Source organism: Filimonas effusa (assembly GCF_004118675.1).
In the GTDB taxonomy this organism is placed as follows: domain Bacteria; phylum Bacteroidota; class Bacteroidia; order Chitinophagales; family Chitinophagaceae; genus Filimonas; species Filimonas effusa.
In genome coordinates, this window is the sequence record NZ_SDHZ01000003.1 from 158300 (window position 1) to 180981 (window position 22682).

Genomic DNA, 22682 nt, shown 5'->3' on the forward strand with positions numbered 1-22682 from the left:
AATTCATTGCATATGACATCGAGAAGAGCATTTTTGAAAGGCGGCGGGCTGGCATTGTTTGGCATAGGCTTCGGTGGCGTCCCCAGCTTTCTGGCCCGTGCAGCAGACAGCTTTAAACAAGCGGGGCCTTATAAGAAGAACAAGATCATCGTTTGCATTTTCCAGCGTGGCGCCATGGACGGCTTAATGGCAGTAACACCATTTACCGACACGTTTCTGAAAGAAGCACGGCCCACTTTATTTATGTCGGCAGCAAAATCGGCTTCAGGCAAGTCTTTAATAGACCTGGATGGCCGTTTTGGCCTGCATCCTTCCATGAATGCATTTGAACCACTGTTCCGTGAAAAAAGACTGGCGATAGTACATGGCATAGGTTCACCTAATAATACCCGTTCGCATTTTGATGCGCAGGACTATATGGAATCGGGCACTCCTTTCAACAAGGGAACTTCCAGCGGATGGCTTAACAGAGCCTCAGGATTATTAGGGCACGATGCTTCGCCCTTCAGGGCAGTAAGCCTTACATCGGCCATGCCACGTTCGTTTTATGGCGATAACCCGGCGCTTGCCATCAGCAATCTGCAGGATTTCTCAATACAAATGAAAGGCAATCCGCTTGCTGCCAACACTGCCGCCAAAAGTTTCGAAGATCTTTACGACCAAACCACCTCTTCGCTACTCAGCAAAACAGGCAAGGAAAGCTTTGAAGCTATTAAAATGCTGCAGAAAACCAACGTGCGTAACTATACCCCGGCTAATAACGCTATTTATCCTTCTTCAGCACTCGGAAATTCTCTGAAACAAATTGCCCAGCTTATAAAAATGGACGTGGGACTGGAAGTTGCTTTTGCAGAATCCGGAGGGTGGGATACCCATTTTAACCAGGGAACTGAAAATGGTATTTTCGCCCGTAATGTACAGGATCTGAGTGAAAGCATTACCGCTTTCTGGGCCGATTTATCGGCATACCAGGACCAGGTAACGGTTATGACGATGACGGAATTTGGCCGCACGGTTAAACAGAACGGGACTAATGGAACCGATCATGGCAGGGCTTCCTGCAACTTTATACTGGGCAACGATGTCAATGGTGGAATAGTTCATGGAAATATGAAGCCCCTTTCTGTTGACAACCTCGAAGATGGGCGTGACCTGGCTGTAACCACAGACTTTCGTGCCGTATTCAGCGAAGTGGCCGGTAAACACCTTAATATCAGCAATACATCAGGCTTGTTCCCCGACTGGAAAGGCACACCTATAGGTGTGATGCGCTCGTAATGGCGTATTTACCGGCTACAGCATTGATTCCCCCCGCTGCACCTGGAGCTCATTTCTGCCGGATAGCAGCAAATGCCTGCTCCAGGTCTATAATAAGATAGTCGGCAGCCTCCAGCCCGGTGTAAAGCCTTAACATACGATGCTCCCTGCTGCCTGCAATGAAAGCGGCACGGGGAATACCGGCACAGCGCGGAATAATGAGCGATTCATGTCCACCCCAGCTCACTGCCATAGCGATATGTTTAAGCGATTCGCAGAAACGCTCCACTTCGTCGACGCTTGCGGCCTTGATAACAAAGGTTATTAGTCCTCCTGCCCCTTTCATTTGCTGCTGTGCCAGTTCAAACTGTGGGAAAGCAGGATCCAGGGGATAGATCACCTCCTCTACCCTTTCATGCTGCTTCAGGTAGGTAAGCACCTTAAGCGCGGTTTGTGATGCCTGCTCCAGCCGCAACGGCAGCGTTCGCAGTCCACGTAGTAACAGCCATGCATTAAAAGGCTGAATACCACTTCCGATATTCATATACTCGCTATTGAAAATGCGTTCTATAACGGCGCTACTACCGCTTAATACTCCTGCGATAGTATCGCTATGACCACTTATATATTTGGTAGCAGACTGCAGTACCAGGTCTATACCCATAGCAATAGGCTGTTGGTAGAGTGGTGAACAATGGCTGTTGTCGCAGATTGTGATAATAGAACGCTGTTTTGCAAGGACGGCTATTGCTTTCAGATCCTGCAGCTCGTAGGTCCAGCTGCCAGGACTTTCGAGATAATAAAGCGTGGTAGCTTGTGTAGTTGCCTGCTGAAATTCAGCGATATCCGTTCCTTTTACATAAGTATGTGTTATACCAAACCTGGGCAGAATAACCTCAAACATTTTTTTTGCCCAGCCGTAGGCAGACCTTACACTTACAATATGATCACCTGCTTTTACATTAGCCAATACGGCAGCGAATATGGCGGCAGCGCCGCTGTTGAATACGAGGCAGTCTTCGGCCCCGTCAAGCGCCGCCAGTTTTTTGCGCAGGATCTCTACGGTGGGGTTGAGGCCGCGGCTATACAGCCAGCCGGAGTATTCATCGGCAAATGCAGCTCTCAGCTCATCAACACGTTTGAAGCCGAAATTGCTGGTTTGAACAATGGGAGGCGCCATTGCGCGGAAGTATTCGTCCCGGTCTTCTGCCAGTTCGTTTAATATATAAGAAAGTTCCATATAAGCCTGTTTTGTGTATGCTAAAATAGGCAATCCGGTTTTTCCATTACATTTGCCGCGAGCCAGGTTTCCGCTATGCGGAATTAAAAGGGAAGTCCGGTGTAATTCCGGCGCTATCCCCGTAGCTGTAAAATGTAAAAAAGAAGGTGCACCTTCTTACTGCCGAACCTGAAGCCACTGCCGGTTAGCAACCGGTGGGAAGGCGTTCTGCAGAACACGAGCCAGAAGACCTGCCAGGTTTCATTAGTACTCACTGCGCTTTCGGGTGAAAAGCGAAGAGAGGCAGCTGCACAGCCGGCTGCTATCCTCTCCTCTTTGCATTGAACGCATGCCAGTACCCTTCTGAACAGTTTAAACCAAACATGCATGAAAAAAATCGCCTGCGCTTTTGCAGCATTGGCCATTGCGCAAACAAGCTTCTCACAGGAACCCGCTTCCGGAGAGCTGAACGAAGTGATCGTTACCGCGAACAAAAGAGAACAGAAGCAGAACACCACCGGTAAGGTCATTTCTGTTATCACTAAAGAACAACTTGAAAAAAGTACCGGAAGAACAATTGCCCAGGTACTGAATGAACAGGCTGGTGTTGTTATTAACGGCGCCCTCAATAACGCCGGCACCGTACAATCTGTTTACACCCGTGGCGCCTCATCGGGCAGAACATTGATACTTATAGATGGCGTGCCCGTGAACGATCCCAGCATGATCAATAATGAATATGATCTTAATCTTTTTTCTGTTAACGACGCAGAAAGGATTGAAATATGCAAAGGTGCGCAATCGACACTTTATGGAAGCGACGCTATTGCCGGTGTCATTAACATTATTACCCAAAAGAAAAACATCAACAAACCTGTAAACCTGCAGGCATCTGCTGCGGGTGGCAACTACGGTACATTCAGAGGTAATGCGAGTGTGTATGGTAAAGCCGGTAAACTTAGCTATACTGCCCGTTATGCACGTTTACAAACCGACGGCTTTTCTGCAGCGCACGACAGCATAGGCAACCAGTCATTTGAAAATGACGGGTACAAAGGCAATTCCTCAAACGCGATGATCCAGTACCAGGCAAACAGCCATCTGCTGCTGAAAGCCTTTACCATGTACAATCAGTACAAAACAGATATCGACGCGGGCATTTTCGCTGATGAAAAAGATCATACAGTGGATAACAAAGGGCTTAATACAGGGGCCGGATTTCAATATAAAGACGACTTTATAGCGCTCACCGGCAACTACCAGTACACCCAATCACGCCGTCATGACCTTAGCACCACCGCCTCCAATGATTACCGCAGTATTGCACAGTTTGCGGAGTTATATGGTAATATGCAGCTGGGTAATGGTTTCAGCCTGCTGCAAGGTGTAGAATACAGGTACGGCTCTATGAACAGCGCTTATACCAACTTTGCCGCTCCTGCCTGGAACAGCAATTTTATGGATACCTCCATCAGCCAGGGTTCTATGTATACATCTTTCAACTACAACAGTTCACACTTTAATGTAGAACTGGGAGGCAGGTTTAATTTCCACTCCAGGTACGGAAGCAACTATACTTATACTTTTAACCCTTCGTATGCCTTTAACAGTCACTATCGTGTATTTGGCAGTATTGCTACCGGCTTTAAAGCTCCAAGCCTTTATCAGTTGTTTGATGCTTTTTCGGGTAATCGCGGACTGCGCCCTGAAAAGTCTACCAACTATGAACTGGGTGTGCAGCAGCAATATGCCGCATTCAGTCACAGGATAGCCGGCTTTTACCGGAAGATCAAAGACGGTATAGACTATAACAACATTACCTTCCAGTACTTTAATTTCCTGGAGCAAAATGTAAAAGGGTTTGAATACGAGTTAAACCTTTCAGTTACTAAAAAGCTGACATTAAACGCGAACTATACCTTCCTCTCCGGAGAAGAACATACGCAAAGCAGGGCCACAGTAAAAGACAGCACTTACAAATACCTGCTGAAACGTCCCAAACACAGTGTAAATGCCACTATTGGCTATCAGCTGCTGCCTGCATTATATGTAAGCGTCAACGGCAAATATGTAAGCAAACGCTTCGACGTAGGCGGATGGCAAGCCAATGACAAGTCTATCGGCGACTATTTTATCCTGGGAGCCTATGCCGAATACAAACTTAACAAGGCGCTGAAATTCTTTGCTGATGCGAGGAATCTCGCTAATAGAGAATTCTTTGATATACGAGGTTATAACAGCATCCCGTTCATGATTAATGCGGGTGCCACGTTTAATTTGTAAGAGAAAAAAGGGATCGGGCAGTTCAACTTCCCGGTTCCTTTTTTGTTAATCATTGATATACCTGAGCCATGGCCAAACACGAACATAAATCCTGTCCCCGTTGTCAAAAACCGTTTGAGTGCAAAGTTGGCGATATTGGCAACTGTCAGTGTAACGGCCTCAGCTTTACCGAGGAGGAGCGCAGCTTTATTGAAAACAGGTACAGCGACTGCCTCTGCCGCCAGTGCCTGCTGGAATTAAAAAACAAATCCACACTTTTCCAAGAAAAATTTCCCCGGTAGCCCCGCTTCTCTGTTGGCATTAGATAGCCTTTTACTTCCGGCCGGCCTTCTGTCCGCTTTCCTGCGATCATCTATTGCTACCGCATTCAAATCCTTCATTATTCTACCATCGGCTATCTACCAGCTATTCTCTACCTTCGCAATAATCAAACTTTTGCGGCAGCATGTCTGTAACCACCTTCATAAAAACCAATCCCCGCGTTAAAAAACTGGTTCATCGCCTCCTTATACCTAAAGGAGGGGCAAGGCCCCGTCTCTGGGTAAGAATGTTCCTGAATCCTTTTATTCATAAAAAGGGAAAAGGCGCCACTATCCGCTGGCGTACCCGCATAGATGTAGTGCCTTTCAATGCGTTTACGATGGGAACTAAAGCTGTTATTGAAGATTTTTGCACTATCAACAATGGTGTTGGCGCTGTATCTATAGGCAATCATTCGCTGGTAGGCATGAGTAATGTGATCATAGGGCCTGTAAGTATCGGCAATAATGTGATCATGGCCCAGAACATCGTAGCAAGCGGGCTTAATCATACCTACACAGATGTTACGCTGCCCATTCAGGCCCAGAATGTGACTACGGCTCCTATTGTTATTGAAGATGACTGTTGGATTGCTGCCAATGTAGTTATAACTGCCGGTGTTACCATTGGCAAACATTCCGTTATTGCGGGAGGTTCCGTTGTTACCAAAGATATCCCGCCGTTTTCAGTAGCAGCAGGTAACCCGGCTAAGGTTATTAAACAATATAATCCGCAGTCAGGAGAGTGGGAAAGAACGAAGGCATAACAGGCAGCATTTATCAGGTATCAAAAACAGAGAGCCTGCATCGTAAAAGACGCAGGCCCTTTGTTGCTATTGGTTAGAAATAGAAATCGTCGTTTGCTATCTGTTATGGTATTTGTTTGAGCTCCTTACCGGCAATATCTTCCCAGCGATAGAAGTGAAAAGTTTTATCATCGCTCATAGCTACAAAAAGACCATGTTGGAAATCTTTATTAAGCGGTATGGCCACCACTTCAGAACCATCACTTTGGGTAGCACTTACATTCACTACTTTTAAGAGCCTGTGTTCATAAGGCTTCCCAGGTGCACCCTCCCGGCTGAACACCTGGAACCTGTTGGCTCCCTGGTCGGATACCAGGATATAACCAGTGCTATCTGTAAGCTGGTAAATGGAAATACCTTCATGATCTTCCGCAAATCCTTCCCTGGCAAACAATGCCAGCTCTTCATTTCCTTTATCGGGATCGGCAAAATATTGCCTTACACCTACCTGCTCATCAGCGTAATAAATAAAGCCTAAAGACTGATCTACCGCAATAGCTTCTATTTCCTTTTTGCCACTGTATTTACCAAATTTACGAACCAGTGTCGCCTTTACCTGGCCGGCGCCGTTATCTTCCAGCAGGTATTGCCATAAATAACTGCCATCAACGGGACCCGTTTTTCTTCCTACGATAGCATAGATCTTTCCGGCCTTGTCTTTATACAAAGCAATCCCCATAAGATCACGATATTCCGGCAGGGTTTCGCCCACAAAAACATCTATTCCGCCATTGTCAACAGGTTTCATATCAGGTAATGAAAAAATGCGTAAACGATGCGTCATTCTTTCAGTAGTTACTGCTATATCAACCGGTTTACCGCCTAACTGCAAACCATAGGCAATATCTACGTTGTTAGGGCGCTTAAGTCCCTTTACCACTTTATCTCCCTGCACTTTACCCTGCAGGTTATATACATATAAACCACCATTTGCGTCCTTATCAGTTCCAATTACCAGGCTCTGCGCAGGATCGTTTGGGTTGATCCAGATAGCAGGATCATCGCTATCCATGGAAACCGGATCAGAAACATATAGGGGCTTTACAGTACTGCTATCCTGAGCAGTTCTTTTATTGCCGGATTTATTATTACAGGAAACGGCACAGACGGCCAGCACACACACTATAAATAAGTTGTTCTTCTTCATACTTTATGAATTATCCAATACTATTTCGAAAGGTCGAATTTGATACCCAGGTTAAATTTGGAACGGTAGTACTCCATTTGTGCAGTACGGTTGGAAACACCCTGGTAGTAACGCAATGGTTGATTGGTAAGGTTATTGGCTTCAGCGAACAAGCGGAGGTATTTACCTATCTTATAAGAAGCATTTGCATCGAGGAAGAACTGTTTGTCGTAGTAACGATCGGTAAAATCATCTTCACCCAGCTCGTCAAGGTAAGCGGCAGCATAGTTCCCGGAGAGCCTTGCCACAAAACGTTTGTTCTCCCATGACAGGGAAGCATTGAACATATGTGGAGCAGTACCAGGTAACGCTACATTTTCTCTCTTTTCACCATCGCCGTTATAAATACCATCGGCATTCGACTTGGTATAGGTGTAATTTACGTATACACCCAGTCCTTTAAGGACACCTGGCAGGAAGTTTAGCTGACGTTGTACGGCAACTTCAAAGCCATACATATTTACATTGTCGCCATTCTGGCTTTGTTTGTATTTCCAGTTCTCACCCGCAGGAATAGGATTGGTTACTCCGGGATAATCGGCAGCGAAGTTTTCGGTAGTATATTGTTTGTTGCTGTATACATAAATGAAGTCACGGATATTCTTATAGAATACACCACCTGAGATCAGGCCTACCGATTTAAAGTAATATTCACCCATTACATCGAAGTTCCAGGCATAAGAAGCTTTCAGCTTTGAGTTGCCGGCATCGATAGCCTGGTCATCGGCGAGAATACTTACATACGGCGCAATAGCATAATAGTTAGGGCGCGCCAGGGAGGTAGTAGCGGCTGCACGTAATACAAAATCCTGGTTTACATTATACTTGAAAGCCAGGCTGGGCAATACGTTCAGATAGCTGTTCTTTACATCGCGCTGACCTTTCAGATCTTCTTCATCTTCTACGATATTACCTTTATAATCGGTGTTGGTATTCTCTAAACGGACACCAGCGATCATACTCAGTTTGGAACTCAGATCCTGGTCCCAGCGAACATAACCTGCTGTAATGGTTTCTTTGGCTTTGTAGTTGATTGTGATATACTCAGAAGGTACAGCCTCCCCTTTCATTAACAAGGGATTGGTAAAATCAAGAGAACCCAGGAATTGTTTGGAGACAAAAGTGCCTGGAATATATTTGGAACCGGCCTGAAATTTATCCCCTTCCCAGTTTACAGTAGCCATATCAGCAAGCTTACCAAAAGGAGTAACTGGTGAATATTCAAAGAAATTGTTTTCTCTCTTTTTATCCTTTACCCGCAAACGGGCGCCAGCCCTTAAACGGCCTTTCTGCCCACTTACAACACTAAAGGGAAAACGGAAGTTTAATTTAGCGCCAAACTCTCCCTCCTTTGTAAAACCATATTGCTCGCTTAAAGCGTTCATTCCAAAAGCAGACAATGGCACTGCTGCCGGCGTCGATACCAGTGGAAAAGCCGGGTCAGATAAGTCTTCTGTCAAAACCTGGCTTTTGGCTTCATATTCGATATAACGTTCATGAGGACGCTTTTCACTGGCTGTAGAATAACTGGCAGCCCAATCCATTGCTATAGCATTACCAAGCAAATGATCTCCACGTAGTGAGTAGTTCTGCACACGCTGCGTTTCGAGCCGCGCGTTATCACTTCTTCCAAAATCAGCGCCACCCTTGGTTTGTCGCCTGATAGCTCCTTTATATCCCGTAATATTGTTATTCGCATCAAGAACTGTCTCTATCTTACGTGTACGCACACGATAACGGTTTTCCCAGTCGTCACGCCAGTTATACATCGCATTAAAAGCAATACTGTTTTTGTCGTTAATTTTATAATCGAAAGCGGCAGACCCACTTCTTCTTACACGTTTTACATCATACTTCCTGATATCCTGCTCGCTCATATACACATGACCGGCTTTGTCTTTCGACCATACACCTTCGACGTTATCGGAACCAAAATCGTTGCTGTTATAAGAGGCACTCAACACCATTCCCAACTTATTATTAAAGAAGCGGTTACCCACAACCAGTGCACCGGTATAGATAGGTTTTTCCCTGATGGGGCTGTAACCACCGGCTAAAGTACCGGAAACACGCAGTCCGCCCGGGGCAGCACGTGTTACCAGGTTTACCGATCCGCCAATGGCATCGGCATCCATATCGGAAGTAAGTGTTTTATTTACTTCTATCGTCTGGATCATATCGGAAGGGATGAGATCCATTTGCACTCTTCTGTTGTCGCCTTCAGCTGAAGGGATACGATCGCCGTTTAATGTAACTGAGTTTAACTCAGGAGCGAGACCGCGGATAATGATATTACGCGCCTCTCCCTGGTCGTTTTGCATCGTAATACCGGGGATACGCTTAATGGCATCTCCGATATTAGCATCCGGGAAGCGGCCAACCTGGTCGGCAGAAACAATATTGGTGATATTGGGGTTGCTCTTCTGACGGTTCAGAGCCTTTGCCTGTCCGCGCAAGCGATCGCTTAATACAACCACTTCTTTGCCGGCAACAGCCCCATCTTCTAAAAGCAGCCTTACCGACGCTGCCTTGCCGGGAGCTACAGTTACGGGGTAGCTGCCGTTTTTAAACCCTATATAATTTACCTCGAGTGTATATTTCCCCTGGGGAACATTCAGAAACTCGAACTTGCCATGCTCATCGGAAATAGTATACCGATTGCCAGGCTTAAGACGGATAGTAGCACCCGGCAACGACAGCTTTTGCTGTTCATCGGCCACCGTACCCGTTACCAGCCCGTTTTGCGCAAACCCTATCAGGGATATGCAACAGAGCAGAAAAATACCGATCACTTTTTTCATCTGTATGCTTTTAGTTTTAAGGTCAGGCGGAACTTTTGATGTTCCTTTCCCATTGGTTTGAGGACCGCACAAAATTGAAAGAAGCAATCACGGAAAGCTATTTTCAGGGGAGAGCAAAAAGTAAACAAGCAGCTTACGCAGGTAAACAATCGGAAAACAAAGGAAACAAAATAGTCGTATTTAATTGAAAATCAGCACTATTAAAGATAACAAATACGCCATTACCAAATTGTTAACGTAACATTTCCGATCCCCCTTTCAACCACAAGCATGCTATTCTCCAACTACCATCCAACCGCCTCATCTACAGGCCCTGAATAAAAGCATTCAGATTTTCTTCGCGGGGCATATTAATTTTCTTGCGCAGACGGTATCGCGCCACCTTAAGACTATCGGGAGATATTCCCAGCAGGGTGGAAATATCAGTTGGAGACAAATTCATTTTAATAAGCGAAACCAGCTTCAAATCGTTCGACGTAAGATTGTCGGCATATTTTTTCAGGTTGTTGAGAAAACTCTGGTGAACCTGCTCGAATACCCCTCTGAATTCCCCCCAATACTGATCGTGATTGAAATTCTGGTTGATCTGATGGATCAATTGCTGGAGCTGCTTTTTTTGATCACGTTTATCCTCTTTCACCAAACCTTCCAGCCTTTCGCGTAATTCTTCCAGAAGCTGGTTCTTTTGTATAATATGAAGGGTATATGTAGACAATTCTCTGGCCCGCAGGTCAAGATCCTGCTTCAGGTTATTTTCCTGCAGCTCTTTATTGCGTAAATCGGCTTCCATGAGCGCCTTTTGCGACTCAAACCTTTGCAGATTCTGCATCTGAAGCGCCTTTTCATTCCGTATTTTCAGGCGTTGCCGGCTAATCACCAATAGCCCCACCACAACCAGCAGCACTACTACTATAATGCCTGCAATACTCAGGATAACCGTATTCCTGTGTCCCAGCCGCAACCGCTCGATCTCGGCATTCTTTTTCCCTGTTTCGCTCATCACCTGCAGGAACGCTACCTGCTTGCTGTTCTCTATGGAATAAATATCCGACAGTTTCGCACGGCTCAACTCCAGGTAATAAAAAGCACTATCATTATGCCCTAATAAATTCCAGGCCTTGGCCAGATCACGGTAGGCGGAACTCTGCTGATAAGGATCATTAGCCTCCAGTGATAACTGAAGCGCTTTGCCCGACTGCACAAGGCTTTCACTGTAATGGCCGGTTTTCCGGAGAATGTCTCCCAGGTTGTTCTCCACTTCAATAATGGCCAGTTTATTATTCAATTGCTGGTGCAGTTCCAGCGCCCTGTTGAAGTAATGGCGGGCAGAATCGAAACGCCCGAGGTCTTCAAATATACTGCCCAGGTTTTCATTGATCTTTGCCAGCCCCGATTTATTACCCGTAACCTCATAGTGATAAAACGCCTGCCGCTGAAAATAAAATGCACTGTCGTACATCTGCCGTTTCTCATACAGATGGCCTATCCGGCCATATGTATCGCCCAAACCATTCTGATTCTGAAAACGGCTATATATTGCCAGCGCTTTATCGTACTGCGGGCGTGCCAGGGGTTCCTGTTTATTGTGATAATAAAGGCTTCCCAGGTCGTTGTAGTTGGCAGCCAGCAACTCGTCCTGCCCTTCTTTTGCAAACGCTTCGGACGCCTGAAGATGAAAGTCCAGCGATTGCGCATAATGCCCAAAATAATAGCTGATAACCCCCATCTGGCGTAAGCATCTGGCGGCAACCACGCGCTCTTTTTCGTCCTGCGCCTTATTGTAAATTTCCCGCAGCAGCATGAAAGCTGTATCAGGCGATTCTTTGCTTAAACTGATGGCTTTCTCCAGTTCGTTTTTAAGCAGGTGCTGGGCATTAGCAGGTAAAATATTCCCCACTAATATGATTATTCCCACTACGGTATAGAGGCAGTTTTTAAAAAAAGAACGGCACCACATGCCTGCAAAGAAAATATATCAATGTTACGGAATAGTTAAGCCTCTGTTGCTGGTACAATTACGCAGTTTTTAGTACGTTTGTACAAACCCCCTTTATGTCGTTTAACTTTGACCAGTTAATAACTATCACTTTTACACTTTTTGCCGTGATAGACATCGTTGGCTCCGTTCCCCTATTAATTTCACTGAAAGATAAAATGGGGGGACTCCGGGCAACACAAGCTACCCTGGTCTCGGGTTTTCTGATGCTGGCGTTTCTTTTTGTGGGCCAGGAATTTCTTAAAATACTGGGGCTCGATATCCGCTCTTTTGCCGTTGGCGGCTCTATTGTCATTTTCCTGTTAGGACTTGAAATGGTACTGGGCCACGAGATCTTTAAGGCTGACGCCAATGCGCAGTCAGGTACAGTAGTTCCTGTAGCATTTCCCATTATTGCAGGTAGTGGTACACTTACAACCATCATGTCGTTAAAAGCCAATTTTGAGGAGACTTATATCCTTGCAGGCATCTTTATTAACCTTATTATCGTATATATCGTACTTAAATCACTTGTTTGGATCAAAAAAGTATTAGGTGAAAACGGACTCACAGCGGTCCGCAAGTTTTTTGGTGTAATACTGTTAGCCATAGCCGTAAAAATCTTTGGCAGCAACCTTTCCGCCTTTGGCAAATAAGGAAGCTAATTGCAGATTTATTCCATTTTAATTTTATCTATATGTTTATTTAAGGTTCGAAGGTATTTTTAGTACGCTATCATGTATATTTTTGTCACATACTAATTCACATCTCCTATGGCCCTCAGTGAAAATGCGATATTGCCTAAGTTGTTCATTATTGAGGACGACCCGTCTATTCAGATGGTGTTGAGTAAGTTTTTGTCAAAAACTTTTGAACTCAACGTATTTGGTAGCGCAATGAATGCATTGGCTTATTTACAGGAAGGGAACATCCCTGATATTATTATATCAGACCTGCATATCCCTGGTTTAAGCGGAATGGAACTATTGAAGCAGCTGAAATCAAGCGGTATTTTTAATTCAGTACCGGTTGTTATTTTATCGGGTGAAGAAAACAGCGAAACACGTATCCTCTGCCTGGAAGCAGGTGCAGATGATTTTATAGTGAAGCCATTTAGTCCACGTGAACTTGAAGTAAGACTAAAGATGATCCTTAAACGTCACGGAAAAGTACTGGCCAACTAACCAGCGATTGACATACTTAGAGATTTTGATATATGAGTAACCCCCAGCAGGAAACACCTGGCGCTATAATAGCTGTAATTAATGCTTCTGAAGCTGTATCAACCCGGCTTGACTCACTGGATTTCGACGATTCCGTACTCGTTTATTTTAAGAACGAAACAGAATTTATATCCAAATGGGAAAAGCAGCTGTTCGATGTATCCTGCATTATATCAGAAGCAGAGGTAATGGCACCTGCAGGTATCTCTTTTGCAACCATCCTTCAACAGAAGAAATTCCCCCGCGTTCCTTTTTTTATTATCTGTGATCATTCAAACGAAAACCTGGCCGTACTTGCATTGAGATCGGGGGTATCAGACATATTTACCCGTCCTTTCGATTCAGAAGCATTACAAACACGTGTTCTCTTCTTTAAAAAATACGGCCACCTGCTGCCCGGAAAAGTGAATGAGCTGCGGTCTGAAAAATATAAAACGCCAACAGTAAAGCGGATCTTCGACCTTGTATTTTCAAGCCTTGCTTTATTGTGCCTGTCACCGGTTTTTCTGATTGTATATATAGCGCTTAAACTGGAATCAAAAGGACCTGCCTTCTACTATTCTTATCGTGTGGGTACCGGCTACAATGTATTTAAATTTTACAAGTTCAGGTCTATGTATGTCAATGCCGACAAACGTCTGAAAGATCTGCAACATTTGAACCAGTATAACGCTGCCGCCAAAACAACTGAGTCCGGAACTGCAAATAGTCCGCTTTGCGCAGATTGCGCCAAAGCCGGTACCAAATGCCAATTTCTCATTTATGCCGATAACAATACCTGGTGTGAAAAACAATATATCTCTTCCCGTAAAAAGGAAAGCGGCTCTGCATTCTTCAAACTAAAAGACGACCCCCGTATTACCAAAGTAGGCAAGATTTTGCGCAATACCAGTATCGACGAACTTCCCCAGCTATGGAATGTATTCATCGGCGACATGAGTATTGTAGGCAACCGTCCGTTACCTCTTTATGAGGCTGAAAAACTCACTACCGACAAATATGCTCTTCGTTTTCTTGCTCCTGCAGGCATCACCGGCCTCTGGCAGGTTGAAAAAAGAGGCAAAGGAGAAATGTCGGAAGAGGAACGCCTTATGCTCGATAACACTTACGCGCAAAATCACAGCTTCACCAGTGACATTAAACTTATACTGAAAACAATACCTGCGCTCTTCCAGAAAGAGAATGTGTAGGAACAGATATTTTTTATTGCTTTACTTTCTTTTCGCCTTTTCCCATGCAGCACTCTGCTTGCCGCCTATGAACCGATTAATGCCAGCCAGCACAGCATAGTTCATCATGCAGAAATAATAGGGAACGAAAAGTAATTTCACCTTGATCTTACGCTGTTCCATTAACCAACCAGCCAGGGCAGCACCGTAAAAAGCCACCTGGCCTGCCAGCAACAATTGATATAACCAGCCACCGCCTCGTATTACGATAACTATATTCAAGAGCAATACCAATATCATCAGAAAAGGCACCACCGTCCAGCGTAAAACCCTGTGGCTTACATACTGAAACGACAATACCGGTTGCCTGAAAGGCAACAGTAGCGGCGCCAGCCAGCAAATAGACTGTATACCTCCCGCAGCTATGCGCACTTTACGTTTAAGTTCCTCGCCAACATTAGCAGAGCTATTTTCCAAAGCATAAGCCTCGGGCTCATACACAATACGATACCCCTTCTGCGCTATCAGCATGGAGATCATGAAATCATCCAGGATACTATTTGCCGACACGGGCTGGTACAAACTTGTACGTACGCTGAATAGCTCACCCGCAGCACCTACAACAGAATACAGCTCAGAGTCCCAGCGCTTTAAAGCCGATTCATATTTCCAGTAAAAACCTTCGCCTGCCGTTGCATCAGAAACTGCATCAACATTCACTCTTTTCTCACCTGCCACAGCTCCTACCTTAGCATCGGCATAATGACGGCATATCAGCTTTACCGCTTGCTTGTTTAATACCGTATTGGCATCGGTAAACACAACTATTTCGGATGTAACTTCCCTCATAGCCCGATGCACCGCCGCAATTTTACCGCTCCTGCCGGGCTGGTGCAACAGCTTTACCACAGGATAACGGGCAATAATACCGGGTGTGGCATCTGAAGAGCCATCTGTTACAAACAGGTAACTAATTTTGTCTGCGGGATAATCGAGCGCCAGCGTGTTCAGGATCTTATCCTCAATACAATCAGCTTCATTATAGGCAGCAACAATCACTGTGACCGTAGGCCATTCATATGATAGCTTGTTTAAAGCATCACTCCGTTTGCCCTTTAGCGCTACACGTATCTTAACGAGCAGGTACAATAAAATACCGTAACCGAAAAAGGCGTAAAAAACGATAAACAATGCTATCCAGAATATATATACCATAAATATTAACTACTTGATACGATAACCTAAATTCCTGCTCTCGGTGCCGTTGGTAAAATTCCACCATATAGCCCTGAAGAGCACACCAATAAACTTTGCATTTCCCTCTTTTATATACCTTATAATATTACGGGGCGCTACCACAGACAGAAAGTAGATCCAGAATACCATCTTTTTAAAAGCAGGCGCATTACGCCTGATGAAAAGGATCCTGTTACGGTTCATGAAAAACTCCTTCAAAGCGCTGCCTGCACCTACCGATATCGATTCTTTATGATAGATCAGTGCCGCCATTTGCACCCATGCAGTATAACCTGCGCGGCGGATATGCGCCCCCCAGTCCACCTCTTCGTAATAAAGGAAAAAATGCTCCGCCATAGTACCTGCTTTTTCTATGGCAGCACGGCGCACCATCATGGCTGCCCCGTGACAAAAGCCGGTAATACCTGTAACATGATCATACTGGCCGTTATCCTGCTCAAACTGGCCAATACAGCTATTCCGGCCTGTATAATAGTTCATTTCCGTAAATCCTGCATATTGCAAAAGCCCCGGCTGTTGAAAGTAATGAATGCGTGGCGAAACCATCCCCACTTCATCATGCTCATCCAGTGTTTGCACCAGCGTTGCTACCAGGCCTTCAGTAAACTCCGTATCGTTATTTACAAAAAACAGGTAGTCGCCGGTAGCTTCCGTCACCCCCAGGTTGTTGCCGCCCGCAAATCCCAGGTTTTTCTCCGAGCGTATGAATTTAACACCAGGATATTTTTCTTTCCATCCGGGTACCGGGTTCACCTCGCTGGCATTATCAACCACAATGATCTCGATATTGGGATACGAATTGGTACGAAAAACAGACGCCAGAAGTGCTTCTGTTACGTAATTGTGATTAAAATTTACTGAAATAATGGAAACAGAACGCATAGAAGGGCACTTGCTGCTAATAATAGATTTACTTTGACGGGTGAAAATATTCAAACTTGAGCAGAAAGAAGCCCATACAGGAACAAATTTTTGACATCAAACAGTTAAGCGAAAGCCAGCTGAAAGTTGAAGAGAAGCTGAATGAGCTTATTGAACTGCTCGGTAATACTGAACTTGACAGTGAGAATATAAAACAGATCCGCCAGAAGTTTAACGAAGCTGCGGATAAAGCCGGTACTGCCAGTTCACTGGCAGCTTTCCAGGAACTTGATGCCGATAGTTTGTCGAGAGATCAGATGCTGGATAATTTAAGTATTCTTCTGGCCAATAATACGATCGATAGTAAACAGTCGAAGCTGCACCTGCGAAATATCACCATCAGGAAAGTACTATTATTCCTGATTGGCCTGGTAATGGTAGTGTTGGGAATGGGAATGATCATCATGCCCGCACCACCATATTTCGAGATGTTCACCATCTTTTATTTCACAACCGACGACGGCGTGACTCTAATGGATCTGATAGCGTTGCTGGTAGTTTTGTGTGGTGTATATCTGATGGTAACAACGTTCAAAAGAAATAAAAAATGACAGCCATACCCGAGAAAAAGATCCTGATCGTTGATGACAACGAACTCTTCTTAAGGCTGCTGGAAAAGTTTTTCAGAGGAGCCGGGTATAAGTGCATTCTGTCGAATTCAGTAGAACATGCCTTTACTTCGCTTCAGCTGGAAATGCCGGATATTATATTATCTGATTACGAAATGCCCGGCAGCAACGGATTCGATTTTCGCCAGCAATTACTGGCGCATAAAAAGTACAGGCATATTCCTTTCGTATTTCTTACCGCACATACCAATGACAAGATGGTACTGGAAGGGCTGGGAATGCAGGCGGTAGACTTCATCGATAAACAAACGCCTTTCCCTGTTATTGTATCGAAGCTCGACAATATCATCCATACTGTTCAGCAGACGCAGGAACTGAATACAGAAGAACTGAAAAAAGCGGCAAGCGCCCTGAATATAAAGTCGGCACCTTCGGCGCCACCAGAGCTGCAGGGCTTCGGTGTTAATTTTATTTATAAGCCGTACCGCGATTATCCGGGCGGTGATTTCATAGACTTCGTTAAAGCCGATGAACGCTACACCTTTGTAGTACTTGGCGATGTTATGGGCAAAAAATGGCAGGCATGGTTCTTTAGTTTCGGCTTTCTTAGCTATGTGCGCTCTGCCATCCGTATCTGTGTACTTGATCATGAGTATTCTCCGGCACGTATCCTTCAAAAAATAAACACGGTAATTTGTTATGACGAGGTATTACAGAATGTACTCTCCAGCCTCTCAATGCTTATGATAGACTGTACTACAGGTCAGATCACTTATGCAGGAGCAGGCGACCTGCCGCCATTGTATTATAGCAGCCGGGAGCAAAAGATAATACAACTTACCTCATCCGGTTTGCTGATGGGATTGAAACAGGACGGGAATTATGAAGACCAGGTACTTGATATGCAGCCCAACGATAAATTACTGCTTTTCTCAGATGGCATGACCGACTTTACGGATGAAACCGGCAAGCACAACAACTATGAACTGTTCGTAGAAAAAATGGGCTCTTTCCTGGGCAACAGCAAATCTTTTAAAGCCTTGTCCGATGATCTGTTTGCGTATTTTGCGAACTTAGCGCCTGTAGACGATTGCAGTATGATTTTTTTTCAAAAAACAACCACATAATATGATCTTATCATCAGAAGAAAGAAACGGTTACCTGCTGGCAACCATTGAACTGGCCGAGGCCAGCCTCGATAAGGCCGATGCCTTTAGAGACGAGGTAAGCCAGTTGCTCGACGCCGGGCATAAGCGTGTAGTCATCAGCTTTGAGAAAGTAACGTATATCGACAGTTCTTTCCTGGGCGCCCTGGTAGCAAGCCTGAAGTATGCTATTTCAAAACAGGCAGATATTTCGCTTGTTTCACTTCAAAAAGATATCTATAACCTGATGCACCTGATTAGAATAGACAAGGTGTTTTCTATTTATAACAATATTGATGAAGCCGTGCTAAAAAGTGAAAAATAGTGGCTGAACAACCATTACATACTATTCAGTTCAAGCTAACAAGAACTGATCGGGTTGCCCCATTGCTGGACGAGGTTATTAAGACTGTTGCCCCCCTTTTAGACGTTCCCGCAGCAAGGCAGGAAGAGGTGATTTTTAAGAGTAAGGTTGTAATATCTGAGCTGTTGACGAACACCATCAAACATACCCATCAGAAGACCACATTGCTGGAAGCCGTTATTTACAGCAACAAACTTTGCTTTGTAAGGCGCGACTATTGCGCTCCGCTGCATTTTCCTGCGTCCCCGCACCGCGAGGCCCTTTCCTGGCCCCTTCCCCCAAACCGAACAGGTGAAAAGATCGTTGTTTATGAAGATGACCTTAACGCGCTCTGGCTCACCATTACGCCAACCGGCGCTGAATTTACTGTAACCCCCAAACCCACAGAAGACTGCAACATCAATAGTCTCCATGAACACTTTGGGCTACTGCTGATAACGTTGTCGAGCGACCGGTTTCATTACGAGTATAACCCTCAAACGGCTGAAAACTTATTTGACGTCTGCATTTATCTTTAGACAGAGCTGCTTAAATAAATATTATAATGCCATATCATTCATCATTCACCACTTAATCCTGCTATTTTTACAACTAAATCGAAACATATTATAATCCCACTAATATGAAGCAGGATAAAATCTATTTAGTTGTTGCTACCGATAACTTTTATGCCATATTGCTGGCAGCACTTCTGAAATCAATAGAAGAGAACCATCATACTCCTGAACATATTGAACTGTATATTATCGACGACGGCGTATCTCCTGCCAACAAGCAGCGTATAGAAGCACAATCCGATCGTTCGAAAACAACCCTTCACTGGTTTAAAAGCAATGAGGTAGTTCCCGCCGATGTGAAAATGCCGCTCGACTCATCCTCATTCCCGCTTACCTCGTATATGAGATTGTTCTCTCCTTATATGATGCCGCCGGAAGCAGAGAAGCTGATTTATCTCGACGTGGATATGATTGCACAGGAAGACATCTCCAAACTCTGGCAGGTATCACTGGACGGGCATATTTTCGCTGCTGTAAGAGATATCGCAGAAATAGTAAGCTGTCCGTGGGGTGGCGTTCCTAACTGGAAAGAACTGGGTATGGACCCTGACACAGGTTACTTTAACGCAGGCCTCATGATCATGGATACCAAACGCTGGAAAGAAGAACGTATTGGGGAACAGGTTATCCAGATCATTCACGATAACATAAAACATGTAAACCTCGTAGACCAGTACGGATTAAATATTGTACTGGCCAACAGGTGGCTGGAGCTCGATAGGCGCTGGAATGTATTCGCCGTTAAAAATGTACCTGATCCGTTTATTATTCATTACCTGGATATTAAGCCCATTTTTAAATCATACAATTCAACCCCTGCCTACCAGGAGATCTTTTACAAATACCTTCGCCTCACCGCATGGAAAAACCATAAGCCGGTTAGCGACTACAGACGTCTCGCCAGAAAAGCCTACAACAAAACCAAAAAGAAGATCCTTAGCTTCTTTAAACGTTAATATCCCTGCATATGCCCCGATATCAAGGAATCTCTTTGCTCATAACCCATTATAACCGCAGCCATTCGCTGGAGAGACTGCTGACAAAGATGGCAGAACTGGATATGCAGTTTGAAGCCATCGTGGTTTCGGACGACGGCAGCAAACCTGAACACCTGGATTACGTTCGGGAACTGGCTACGCGCTACTTTTTTAAACTGGTGACCACACCGCAGAACAGGGGACTTGGCAACAATATCAACAAAGGTCAGGACGCAATTACGACTCCCTATACGCTTTATATCCAGGAAGACTTTATACCGCTGCCCGCCTTTACAGAAAGGTTACAGCAGGGTTTCTCTTTTATGGAAGCCGACAAAAGCATAGATCTTGTAAGATTCTATGGCTATTTTCCACCGCTGGTGCGCCCCTATAAAGATGGCTTCTCTGAAATGTATTTCACCTTGAATCCATTCTCAAAGGGTGGTTATGCGAAGTTTTATGCATACAGTGACCATCCGCACCTCAAAAGGAGCAGTTTTCCTGAAAAGTTCGGACGGTACAGAGAAGGTATCAAAGCAGAAAGAACCGAATACCGTATGATGATCTCATTTCTGCAACATAAAGGCAAAGGCCTTTTCTATAACGACTTTCAAGGCCTGCTGGAGCAATACAATCCTACCGATGAACCAAGCACCATCCGTCGCGGTTACTGGCGCAATACGGGGAATTGGGCAGTGAGCTTTACGCGCGAAGTTTACCGGCATGTAAGATTTCATTTCGATTACTTGTTCAGTTAAATTATTTAAATCATTATTATGTCGCTGTTTCGTTTACCAGGCTGGATCCATCAACATTTATATCCCGGCAGAACGTATGAGAACCTTTCGGAACAGGAAATCCTGGATCTGAAACAACGGCTCTCCGGCTTTGGGCACAACAGCCCGGATGTATCGGTAATGATTCCTGCCTGGAACGAACAAGACAATATTTTCAGAGCCCTTTCTTCGCTTGCATCGAACCAGACAAAATACAAGGTTGAAATTGTAGTCATCAATAATAACTCTACTGATGCCACACAGGAGTTGCTTGACAAGCTCGGAGTAGTTAGCTATTTTCAGCCGGAACAAGGCATTACACATGCCCGCCAGATGGGACTGAATAAAGCAAAAGGGAAATATCATTTATGTGCCGATTCTGATACGCTTTATCCTCCGCATTGGATAGACACTATGGTAGCACCGCTTACCCGCGATAATGGCGTTGTTGGCGTTTATGGGAGATACGGTTTTATACCCTCCCCGGGCGAAGGGCGCTTTCTCTTTTTCTTTTATGAGAAACTAACCGGATTACTCATTCGCCTGAGGAAGAAGAACCAGGAGTTTGTAAATGTACTTGGTTTTAATATGGGCTTTATCACTGCTAATGGACGTAACGGAAGCGGCTTCGCGGTAGTGCAGGCCCGCAAATTCGATAACGCCCGCGGCGAGGATTATGTAGAGGAATCGGAAGACGGCCGTATGGCGGTAAGTTTGATGAAACAAGGCCAACTGAAGCTGGTAACCGATAACAAAGCAAGAGTATTCACTTCTTCAAGACGCATTACCAGCGAGGGTGGTCTCTTAAAATCCTTTTCAGCAAAAGCCAAACTTCATATGAACAGGATGTCGGAATATTTAAGGTCGCGCAAGTCCTGATCTTTTACAGTTAATACTATCTTCATATTTATAAGTACCTATCGTATCCATGTTAAGGTCCATTATCATAAAAATAATCAGCATTTACGTCCGTCTCCGGTTCGGTTATATACCGCCGGAAATGCGCTATTTCTACTATGATACCTATTATTGCAACATCGTACAGTGGAAGTACTTTTTCCGCGACTACATTATAAAAAAGCCTTACAAGGAAATAGCATTCGACGGAGAATTTGCCCCGGAGCTGCAATTTGCGCTACCTTTTGCCTACTGGCACTATAAAAACGGTACCCTTAAAAAAACAAAAGCCTCCAGGTTCACCAACGAGCTTTATTTCTTCTCCCCCGATCACGAAGAGGCATTTGATATACGCACCAACGAAGGCAATTACAACTTTGAAACACCGCGTATTCTCTACAGCCATAATTACGATATGAAAAAATGGCTGCCGGTACCGCTGAAAGAAACTTACCAGAACGATATCTATGTTTTCGATAAGCCTATTCTGGTTATCGCCAACAGGTATAATATGGAATGGGATGGTCCGCCTATCAGCTTTTACAGCCTCGACATTTTATCTTATATGATTTCAAGGCTTAAAAACGATTATACCATTATCTATAATCGTCCGCGCCCGAAAGATATTACCGGCGACAACAGCGCTATTTACGATCTGAATGAATTTGAATGGCTGCAGAACGAGCATCCTGATGTCATCCTGATGGAAGATCTGTGGAAGGAAAACAGGGCAAAAGCCAAGACTTTCAATCACCTTCAACTGATGGTATATGCCAATACTTCCCATTTCCTGTCTACGCACGGAGGTACCTCCTGCCTGGCCAGTTATTTCGGAGGTAAAAATCTTATTCTATCAAAGAGAGGGCCTGAAGCCTACTTCGGATGTTACCAAAAACTATATCCTAAACTTTCAGGCGCTACCATATTCCACGCTAAAACAGACGAGGAAGTAAAAGCGTTAGTAGAAAAGCATTTCGTAATTAATCATTAAGATGCCTTTT

The 22682-nt window shown here is 44.7% G+C and carries 21 protein-coding genes and 1 riboswitch; of the genes, 15 read left to right on the forward strand and 6 right to left on the reverse strand.

The annotated features are described in order from the left end of the window. Window positions 1–12 precede the first annotated feature (12 nt). Window positions 13–1278: a DUF1501 domain-containing protein gene (locus ESB13_RS18550; RefSeq protein ID WP_129005187.1), complete on the forward strand. Its 1266-nt coding sequence runs from the start codon at window positions 13–15 to the stop codon at window positions 1276–1278. A 49-nt stretch (window positions 1279–1327) separates the two neighbouring features. Here ESB13_RS18550 and ESB13_RS18555 read toward each other — a convergent pair whose 3' ends face one another. Further along, window positions 1328–2497 (reverse strand): trans-sulfuration enzyme family protein, encoded by a 1170-nt coding sequence (locus tag ESB13_RS18555; RefSeq protein WP_129005188.1) that lies wholly within the window; start codon window positions 2495–2497, stop codon window positions 1328–1330. A 47-nt stretch (window positions 2498–2544) separates the two neighbouring features. Then, window positions 2545–2749, forward strand: a riboswitch (cobalamin riboswitch). Between the two features lie 114 nt (window positions 2750–2863). Between ESB13_RS18555 and ESB13_RS18560 the strand changes: the two genes are divergently transcribed. From ESB13_RS18560 to ESB13_RS18570, 3 genes are all read left to right on the forward strand, one after another. After that, on the forward strand, window positions 2864–4759 hold the full coding sequence (locus ESB13_RS18560; protein WP_129005189.1) for a TonB-dependent receptor plug domain-containing protein: 1896 nt from the start codon (window positions 2864–2866) through the stop codon (window positions 4757–4759). 68 nt (window positions 4760–4827) lie between these two features. Continuing rightward, window positions 4828–5040, forward strand: a complete 213-nt coding sequence (locus ESB13_RS18565) for a cysteine-rich CWC family protein (RefSeq protein WP_129005190.1) — start codon at window positions 4828–4830, stop codon at window positions 5038–5040. Between the two features lie 164 nt (window positions 5041–5204). Continuing rightward, window positions 5205–5825: an acyltransferase gene (locus tag ESB13_RS18570; protein WP_129005191.1), complete on the forward strand. Its 621-nt coding sequence runs from the start codon at window positions 5205–5207 to the stop codon at window positions 5823–5825. Window positions 5826–5928: 103 nt separating this feature from the next. On the opposite strand, the gene ESB13_RS18575 is transcribed toward ESB13_RS18570, so the two are convergent. The 3 genes from ESB13_RS18575 to ESB13_RS18585 all read right to left on the reverse strand — a co-directional run bounded on the left by ESB13_RS18575 (window position 5929) and on the right by ESB13_RS18585 (window position 11766). After that, window positions 5929–7011: a phytase gene (locus ESB13_RS18575; protein WP_129005192.1), complete on the reverse strand. Its 1083-nt coding sequence runs from the start codon at window positions 7009–7011 to the stop codon at window positions 5929–5931. Window positions 7012–7031: 20 nt separating this feature from the next. Further along, window positions 7032–9851: a TonB-dependent receptor gene (locus ESB13_RS18580; RefSeq protein WP_129005193.1), complete on the reverse strand. Its 2820-nt coding sequence runs from the start codon at window positions 9849–9851 to the stop codon at window positions 7032–7034. Between the two features lie 304 nt (window positions 9852–10155). Next, window positions 10156–11766 (reverse strand): tetratricopeptide repeat protein, encoded by a 1611-nt coding sequence (locus ESB13_RS18585; RefSeq protein ID WP_164974275.1) that lies wholly within the window; start codon window positions 11764–11766, stop codon window positions 10156–10158. A gap of 137 nt (window positions 11767–11903) precedes the next feature. On the opposite strand from ESB13_RS18585, the gene ESB13_RS18590 reads away from it, so the two are divergent. The 3 genes from ESB13_RS18590 to ESB13_RS18600 all read left to right on the forward strand — a co-directional run bounded on the left by ESB13_RS18590 (window position 11904) and on the right by ESB13_RS18600 (window position 14239). Further along, window positions 11904–12482: a MarC family protein gene (locus ESB13_RS18590; protein WP_129005195.1), complete on the forward strand. Its 579-nt coding sequence runs from the start codon at window positions 11904–11906 to the stop codon at window positions 12480–12482. Between the two features lie 117 nt (window positions 12483–12599). After that, window positions 12600–13010 (forward strand): response regulator transcription factor, encoded by a 411-nt coding sequence (locus tag ESB13_RS18595; RefSeq protein ID WP_129005196.1) that lies wholly within the window; start codon window positions 12600–12602, stop codon window positions 13008–13010. A 32-nt stretch (window positions 13011–13042) separates the two neighbouring features. After that, a complete protein-coding gene (locus ESB13_RS18600; RefSeq protein ID WP_129005197.1) occupies window positions 13043–14239 on the forward strand; it encodes a sugar transferase in 1197 nt (398 codons plus the stop codon). Window positions 14240–14260: 21 nt separating this feature from the next. Here the strand turns inward: ESB13_RS18600 and ESB13_RS18605 are convergent, their stop codons facing one another. Then, complete coding sequence (locus ESB13_RS18605) at window positions 14261–15433, reverse strand: glycosyltransferase family 2 protein (protein WP_129005198.1); 1173 nt, start codon at window positions 15431–15433, stop codon at window positions 14261–14263. A gap of 9 nt (window positions 15434–15442) precedes the next feature. Further along, window positions 15443–16357 carry a glycosyltransferase family 2 protein gene (locus tag ESB13_RS18610; RefSeq protein WP_129005199.1) on the reverse strand — a complete coding sequence of 305 codons (915 nt, stop codon included), beginning with the start codon at window positions 16355–16357 and terminating at the stop codon, window positions 15443–15445. A gap of 56 nt (window positions 16358–16413) precedes the next feature. On the opposite strand from ESB13_RS18610, the gene ESB13_RS18615 reads away from it, so the two are divergent. The 8 genes from ESB13_RS18615 (at window position 16414) to ESB13_RS18650 (ending at window position 22672) form a co-directional block, all read left to right on the forward strand. Then, complete coding sequence (locus ESB13_RS18615) at window positions 16414–16947, forward strand: hypothetical protein (protein ID WP_129005200.1); 534 nt, start codon at window positions 16414–16416, stop codon at window positions 16945–16947. Then, window positions 16944–18092, forward strand: coding sequence for a PP2C family protein-serine/threonine phosphatase (locus ESB13_RS18620; RefSeq protein WP_129005201.1), 1149 nt, complete (start codon window positions 16944–16946; stop codon window positions 18090–18092). The genes ESB13_RS18615 and ESB13_RS18620 overlap by 4 nt, the downstream gene beginning before the upstream one ends. Window position 18093: 1 nt before the next feature. Further along, on the forward strand, window positions 18094–18435 hold the full coding sequence (locus tag ESB13_RS18625) for an STAS domain-containing protein (RefSeq protein WP_129005202.1): 342 nt from the start codon (window positions 18094–18096) through the stop codon (window positions 18433–18435). Continuing rightward, complete coding sequence (locus ESB13_RS18630) at window positions 18435–18992, forward strand: hypothetical protein (RefSeq protein WP_129005203.1); 558 nt, start codon at window positions 18435–18437, stop codon at window positions 18990–18992. Before ESB13_RS18625 ends, ESB13_RS18630 begins: the two co-directional genes overlap by 1 nt. Window positions 18993–19096: 104 nt before the next feature. Beyond that, a complete protein-coding gene (locus ESB13_RS18635; protein ID WP_129005204.1) occupies window positions 19097–19987 on the forward strand; it encodes a glycosyltransferase family 8 protein in 891 nt (296 codons plus the stop codon). Window positions 19988–19998: 11 nt separating this feature from the next. Next, window positions 19999–20766, forward strand: coding sequence for a glycosyltransferase (locus ESB13_RS18640; RefSeq protein ID WP_129005205.1), 768 nt, complete (start codon window positions 19999–20001; stop codon window positions 20764–20766). Window positions 20767–20784: 18 nt separating this feature from the next. Further along, complete coding sequence (locus tag ESB13_RS18645; protein WP_129005206.1) at window positions 20785–21663, forward strand: glycosyltransferase family 2 protein; 879 nt, start codon at window positions 20785–20787, stop codon at window positions 21661–21663. A 121-nt stretch (window positions 21664–21784) separates the two neighbouring features. Next, on the forward strand, window positions 21785–22672 hold the full coding sequence (locus tag ESB13_RS18650) for a hypothetical protein (RefSeq protein ID WP_220399720.1): 888 nt from the start codon (window positions 21785–21787) through the stop codon (window positions 22670–22672). Window positions 22673–22682: the final 10 nt, after the last annotated feature.

Excerpts from the sequence above, each read along its gene's own strand:
- ESB13_RS18550 (WP_129005187.1), top strand. The coding sequence starts at position 13 with ATGACATCGAGAAGAGCATTTTTGAAAGGCGGCGGGCTGGCATTGTTT.
- ESB13_RS18555 (WP_129005188.1), bottom strand. The coding sequence starts at position 2,497 with ATGGAACTTTCTTATATATTAAACGAACTGGCAGAAGACCGGGACGAA.
- ESB13_RS18560 (WP_129005189.1), top strand. The coding sequence starts at position 2,864 with ATGAAAAAAATCGCCTGCGCTTTTGCAGCATTGGCCATTGCGCAAACA.
- ESB13_RS18565 (WP_129005190.1), top strand. The coding sequence starts at position 4,828 with ATGGCCAAACACGAACATAAATCCTGTCCCCGTTGTCAAAAACCGTTT.
- ESB13_RS18570 (WP_129005191.1), top strand. The coding sequence starts at position 5,205 with ATGTCTGTAACCACCTTCATAAAAACCAATCCCCGCGTTAAAAAACTG.
- ESB13_RS18575 (WP_129005192.1), bottom strand. The coding sequence starts at position 7,011 with ATGAAGAAGAACAACTTATTTATAGTGTGTGTGCTGGCCGTCTGTGCC.
- ESB13_RS18580 (WP_129005193.1), bottom strand. The coding sequence starts at position 9,851 with ATGAAAAAAGTGATCGGTATTTTTCTGCTCTGTTGCATATCCCTGATA.
- ESB13_RS18590 (WP_129005195.1), top strand. The coding sequence starts at position 11,904 with ATGTCGTTTAACTTTGACCAGTTAATAACTATCACTTTTACACTTTTT.
- ESB13_RS18595 (WP_129005196.1), top strand. The coding sequence starts at position 12,600 with ATGGCCCTCAGTGAAAATGCGATATTGCCTAAGTTGTTCATTATTGAG.
- ESB13_RS18600 (WP_129005197.1), top strand. The coding sequence starts at position 13,043 with ATGAGTAACCCCCAGCAGGAAACACCTGGCGCTATAATAGCTGTAATT.
- ESB13_RS18605 (WP_129005198.1), bottom strand. The coding sequence starts at position 15,433 with ATGGTATATATATTCTGGATAGCATTGTTTATCGTTTTTTACGCCTTT.
- ESB13_RS18610 (WP_129005199.1), bottom strand. The coding sequence starts at position 16,357 with ATGCGTTCTGTTTCCATTATTTCAGTAAATTTTAATCACAATTACGTA.
- ESB13_RS18620 (WP_129005201.1), top strand. The coding sequence starts at position 16,944 with ATGACAGCCATACCCGAGAAAAAGATCCTGATCGTTGATGACAACGAA.
- ESB13_RS18625 (WP_129005202.1), top strand. The coding sequence starts at position 18,094 with ATGATCTTATCATCAGAAGAAAGAAACGGTTACCTGCTGGCAACCATT.
- ESB13_RS18635 (WP_129005204.1), top strand. The coding sequence starts at position 19,097 with ATGAAGCAGGATAAAATCTATTTAGTTGTTGCTACCGATAACTTTTAT.
- ESB13_RS18640 (WP_129005205.1), top strand. The coding sequence starts at position 19,999 with ATGCCCCGATATCAAGGAATCTCTTTGCTCATAACCCATTATAACCGC.
- ESB13_RS18645 (WP_129005206.1), top strand. The coding sequence starts at position 20,785 with ATGTCGCTGTTTCGTTTACCAGGCTGGATCCATCAACATTTATATCCC.
- ESB13_RS18650 (WP_220399720.1), top strand. The coding sequence starts at position 21,785 with ATGCGCTATTTCTACTATGATACCTATTATTGCAACATCGTACAGTGG.